The following is a 4366-nucleotide window of genomic DNA, read 5'->3' on the forward strand; positions in this document are numbered from 1 at the left end:
GTTTGGGGTAGTTGCGCATCGACCGGTAGCAGCCCGGCGACGACAGGTCCACCGGCAGGATCACCGGGCCCGACGCCGCCGAGTCGCCGAGCGCGACGTACCGCGCGGCGGCGGCGGCGTTCGCGGTCCCGGTGACGAGCGTCGTGATGAGCAGGGTCAGGAGCAGGGACAGGCTTGTGGTCCTCATCGACACCTCCAGCCAGACAATGTGAACGAGTGTCACGTCCAACCGGCGGTATGTCCATCGCCCACTCAGGCGGTCACCTGAAGGGACCACGCGGCCCTGGTCACCGGCTCCGGTCCGTTGTCGCCCTGCACCAGCACGCCGCCGGCCTGCTTGACCTCGACCGTCTGCAGCTGCGCGCCCGGCTCCGGCGGCAGCGCCTCGTACGTGGTCTCCTTGCCCGGCGCGAACGTCGCGACCGTCACCGGCGCCTTCTGCTCGCCGGCCACGGTCGTGTACTGGATGACCACCGACCACGGCGTGTCGGCGACCTCCTTCGGCACCGTCACCCGCACGGGCGTGTTCGGCGGCACCGACAGCTTGATCATCGCGGCGTTGTCGCGGCGGCAGTCCTCGACCTTGAGGTCGCAGTACAGGAAGGGCTTCGCCGTCACCTTCCTGGCGGCCACCGTGAAGTCGATCTTCGGCTGCGGCACGGCCGCCGCCTGCCCGTTCGACGAGCACCCGGCCAGCACCAGCAGGACGAGGACCAGCAGCTTGCGCACGCGAGGAGCCTACGACTCGTCGGCGGGAGGAGCCGGTGCCCCCTCCTGGAAGGCGCCGGCGGGCTGCGGTCCGGTCGCCGTCCGCCACGGGTGCACCGGCCGGTCACCGCCGAACCAGGGCACCAGCGACTGACCCTTGCGCGTCAGCACCGTCTGCACCAGCCCGACCGCCAGCAGCACCGAGACCACCAGGAACCCGAGCCAGAACATCGGCGGCAGCAGCACACCCAGCGCGCCGCCGAACACCCACGTCAGCTGCAGCACCGTCTCCGACCGCCCGAACGCGGACGCGCGCGACTCCTCGGGCAGATCGTCCTGGATCACCGCGTCGAGGCTGTTCTTCGCCAACGCGCTCGCGGTCGCGCCCACCAGACCGACGATCGCGGCCGTCGCGATGCCCTGCATGACCGTCGCCGTCAACGTCGACACGATGCACCCGATGATGCAGGCGACCACGATCTGCTCGGGACGTCCGAGGTGCATCCGCGCGCCGATGCCGTTGCCGATGAAGCTGCCGGCACCCGCCGCGCTGGCGATCACGCCGAGCAGCAACAGCTGCTGGAACGCGTGCCCCTGCGTCTGCTCCCGCACCGCGAACGCCGAGAACATCATCAGGAACCCGGTCAGCACGCGGATGGTGCCGTTGCCGGACAGCGCGACCATCACGTTCCGGCCCATGGGTTGCCGCCGCGGCTTCTCCGGGTTCGCGTCGAGCGTCGCCGGGACCTCGCCCTCGGTGACCTCCACCCACGCCGGGATCCGCATGGCCTGCACCGCGCCGACGACGCAGACGACCGCAGTGAACCACAGCGCGCCGCCCGAGTCGAAGATCTGCAGCACCAGGGTCGCCACCGCGCCGAACGCCGCGCCGCCGACCAGGCCGAACGTGGTGAGCCGCGCGTTGGTCTTGGCGAGCGTGATGTCGGGCGGCAACACCCGAGGCGTGACCGCGGCCTTCAACACCGTGAACGACTTGGACAGCACCATCTTCGCGAGTGCCGCCGGGTAGAGCAGCCAGCCGTTGAAGTTGGTGGCCATCACGACGCACGCGAGCGCCTGGCCGAACGACGTCACGCACATGGCGAGCCGACGGCCGCGCTGGACACGGTCGAGCATCGGCCCGATAACCGGCGCGACCAGCGCGAACGGCGCGATCGTGATCAGCAGGTAGAGCGCGACCTTGCCCTTGGACGAGTTCGCGTCCGCGGCGGAGAAGAAGAGCGTGTTGGCGAGCGCGACGGCCATGGCCGCGTCGCTCGCGTAGTTGAGCATGGTCGCGTAGGTGAGCGAGGTGAGCCCGGACTTGTCGGCGCCGTCGGCGTTCACGGCCCGCCGGAAGGCCGCGGCGGCCTTGGTGCTCAGCTCCCTGCTGCGGATGGCGGCGACGCGCGTGACCGTCAGCTTCTTCGGGTAGCTCGGCTGGCCACCGGGCGGCGTGTCGGTGGTCCGCCGCGGACCCTGCTGCTGGCCCTGCGGACCCTGCGGTGGCCCCTGCTGGTGGCGCGGTGGCGGCGGCGGCTCACGCGGCACCTCCTGCCCCGCGGCGTAACCGTCGGGGCCGTAGGTCTCGGGTGGGCTGCCGTCGTAGTCGTAGTCCATGGGCCGCGTCGGCGGGGCGGGCGGCAGCTGGCGGCTGGGCGGCGGCACCTGGCGCCAGTCCCGGCGCGGTGGCGGGTCACGCCAGTCGCGGGGCGGCGGCGGTGGCTGCTCGCGGCGGACCGGACGGGTCTTGCGCAGGTCCTCCTGCCGCGGGTAGTGGCTCGCGGCGGGAATGGCGCTCGTCAGCGGCTCCTCGCGGGGCGGGGCGGGCTGCTCGTAGGCACGCGTCGGCGGATGCTGCTGAGGCTGCCAGCTCGGTGCCTGCTGCCTGGTCCAGCTCCGACGCTTCTTGCTCACGTCTTCCATCCTGCCCTAGGTGATGAGCCGGCACTGCGAAGACGGCTCACTCAGTCAGGGGAAGCCCGAACCAGCTCAGGCACCCGACGTGACGAACCTCACCCGGAACATCGTCGGCCAGAGCTTTCCAGTAACGAGGAACTCGTCGGTCCCCGGGATGTGCGCGATCCCGTTGAGCACGTCGACACCGGCCCGGTCGGCCTCGGGTAGCAGGCCCTGGAGGTCGACCGTCGCGGCGACCTTCCCGCTGCCGGGGTCGATTCGGACGATCTGGTCGGTCTGCCAGATGTTGGCCCACACCTGGGCGTGGCCGTTCTCGTCCGGCACGCACTCCAGCTCGTTGATGCGGGTCACGGGCTCGCCGTCGGTGCCGCGGACGTCCACCCCACCGGTGACCGCGAACGTGTCGACGTCACGGAAGGTGAGGCGGTCGGTGCCGTCGCTCATGATCAGCCGGTTGGCGGCCTGGTCGTGGCAGATGCCCCAGCCCTCGCCCTCGTAGCTCGCCCGGTCCTCCTCCACGAGCGTGTGGCGGTCGCGGCGGATGGCCACGCCGTTCTGCCAGGTGAGCTGCCAGATGCTGTCGCCGACGACCGTGATGCCCTCGCCGAACAGGTCGGCGGCCAGGTCGACCGTCCTGGTGACGCGGCCGGTGCCGGGGTCGACCGTGCGGATGCTCGACCGGCCCTCGAGCCCGGTGCTCTCGTAGAGCACCCCGTCGGCCAGCTCGAACCCCTCGGTGAAGGCCTGGCGGTCGTGCGGGATCTTGCCGAGCACGTCGACGTGCAGGGCGGACGACGGCGCCCGGGTGGTCGGCGTGGCGTCGGTGGTGCCGGTGGAGCAGCCGACGAGCAGGACAGCGGATGCGACAGCGACGAGTGCCCTCACGCTTCCCAGCCTTGCACGACCCTTCGTCCGCGCCGTGGCCCGGTGGGGCACAATCGACGCGGTGAACGTGCAGCAGTCTGACCTGAGCGATCCCGCCCTGGTGACAGAGGTCGACCTCGCGCGTGTCGCCGCGCAGGAAGAGGCTGGCGACGAGCGCGTTGGTGAGTACGTCGAATACCACATAGAGGACGAGGCCGCGGTCACGCACCTCTTCGAGGCCGACAAGACCGGCTATCGGGGTTGGCGCTGGGCCGTGACGATCACGTCCGCCGGCCCGGACACCGACATCACGGTGAGCGAGGTCGTCCTGCTCCCCGGCCCGGACGCCCTGGTCGCGCCCGACTGGGTGCCGTGGCAGGACCGCGTGCAGGCCGGCGACCTCGGCGTCGGCGACCTCCTGCCCACGTCCCCCGACGACCCGCGCCTGGTGCCGGCCTACGTCGAGTCGGACGACCCGGCGATCGAAGAGACCGCGATGGAGCTGGGCCTCGGCCGGACCCGGGTGATGTCCCGCCTTGCCCGCCTGGAGGCCGCGGACCGCTGGCTGCAGAGCGAGTTCGGCCCCCGGTCGGACATGGCCCGCAGCGCCCCGGCCCACTGCGGCACGTGCGGCTTCTACCTGCCCGTGGCCGGCTCCCTCAGCGCGGCCTTCGGCACCTGCGGCAACGAACTCTCCCCAGCCGACGCCCACGTCGTACACGCCGAGTACGGCTGCGGCGCCCACTCGGAAGCAGAAGTCGAACAGGTCTCCCCGGTCCTGGTAGCCGACCTCATCTACGACGACGCCCAACTGGACGTCGAACCCCTGGCCGTGGTGGACCAGATCCCCCCACCACCCTCGGCGATCCCCGAA

General features: G+C 71.4%; 4 protein-coding genes and 1 pseudogene. 1 reads left to right on the forward strand and 4 read right to left on the reverse strand.

Translation table 11 applies throughout. The annotated features are described in order from the left end of the window. From ACJ73U_RS47750 to ACJ73U_RS47765, 4 genes and pseudogenes are all read right to left on the reverse strand, one after another. Nucleotides 1-187, reverse strand: a pseudogene (locus ACJ73U_RS47750) (SGNH/GDSL hydrolase family protein); the annotation flags it as partial. A 65-nt stretch (nt 188-252) separates the two neighbouring features. After that, on the reverse strand, nt 253-729 hold the full coding sequence (locus tag ACJ73U_RS47755) for a DUF2771 family protein (RefSeq protein ID WP_407784454.1): 477 nt from the start codon (nt 727-729) through the stop codon (nt 253-255). 9 nt (nt 730-738) lie between these two features. Beyond that, the gene (locus ACJ73U_RS47760; protein WP_407784455.1) at nt 739-2634 is read right to left on the reverse strand and encodes an MFS transporter; all 1896 of its coding nucleotides are present in this window, start codon (nt 2632-2634) and stop codon (nt 739-741) included. A 66-nt stretch (nt 2635-2700) separates the two neighbouring features. After that, a complete protein-coding gene (locus ACJ73U_RS47765; RefSeq protein ID WP_407784456.1) occupies nt 2701-3513 on the reverse strand; it encodes a glutaminyl-peptide cyclotransferase in 813 nt (270 codons plus the stop codon). 61 nt (nt 3514-3574) lie between these two features. Between ACJ73U_RS47765 and ACJ73U_RS47770 the strand changes: the two genes are divergently transcribed. After that, nucleotides 3575-4366, forward strand: a 792-nt coding sequence (locus tag ACJ73U_RS47770; RefSeq protein ID WP_407784457.1) for a DUF3027 domain-containing protein, incomplete at its 3' end; no start/stop codon positions are given.

The sequence above is a fragment of the Actinophytocola sp. genome (genome assembly GCF_045807065.1).
GTDB lineage: Bacteria > Actinomycetota > Actinomycetes > Mycobacteriales > Pseudonocardiaceae > Actinophytocola.

Coding starts and splice junctions, on each gene's coding strand:
- ACJ73U_RS47760 (WP_407784455.1), bottom strand. CDS start 2,634: ATGGAAGACGTGAGCAAGAAGCGTCGGAGCTGGACCAGGCAGCAGGCA.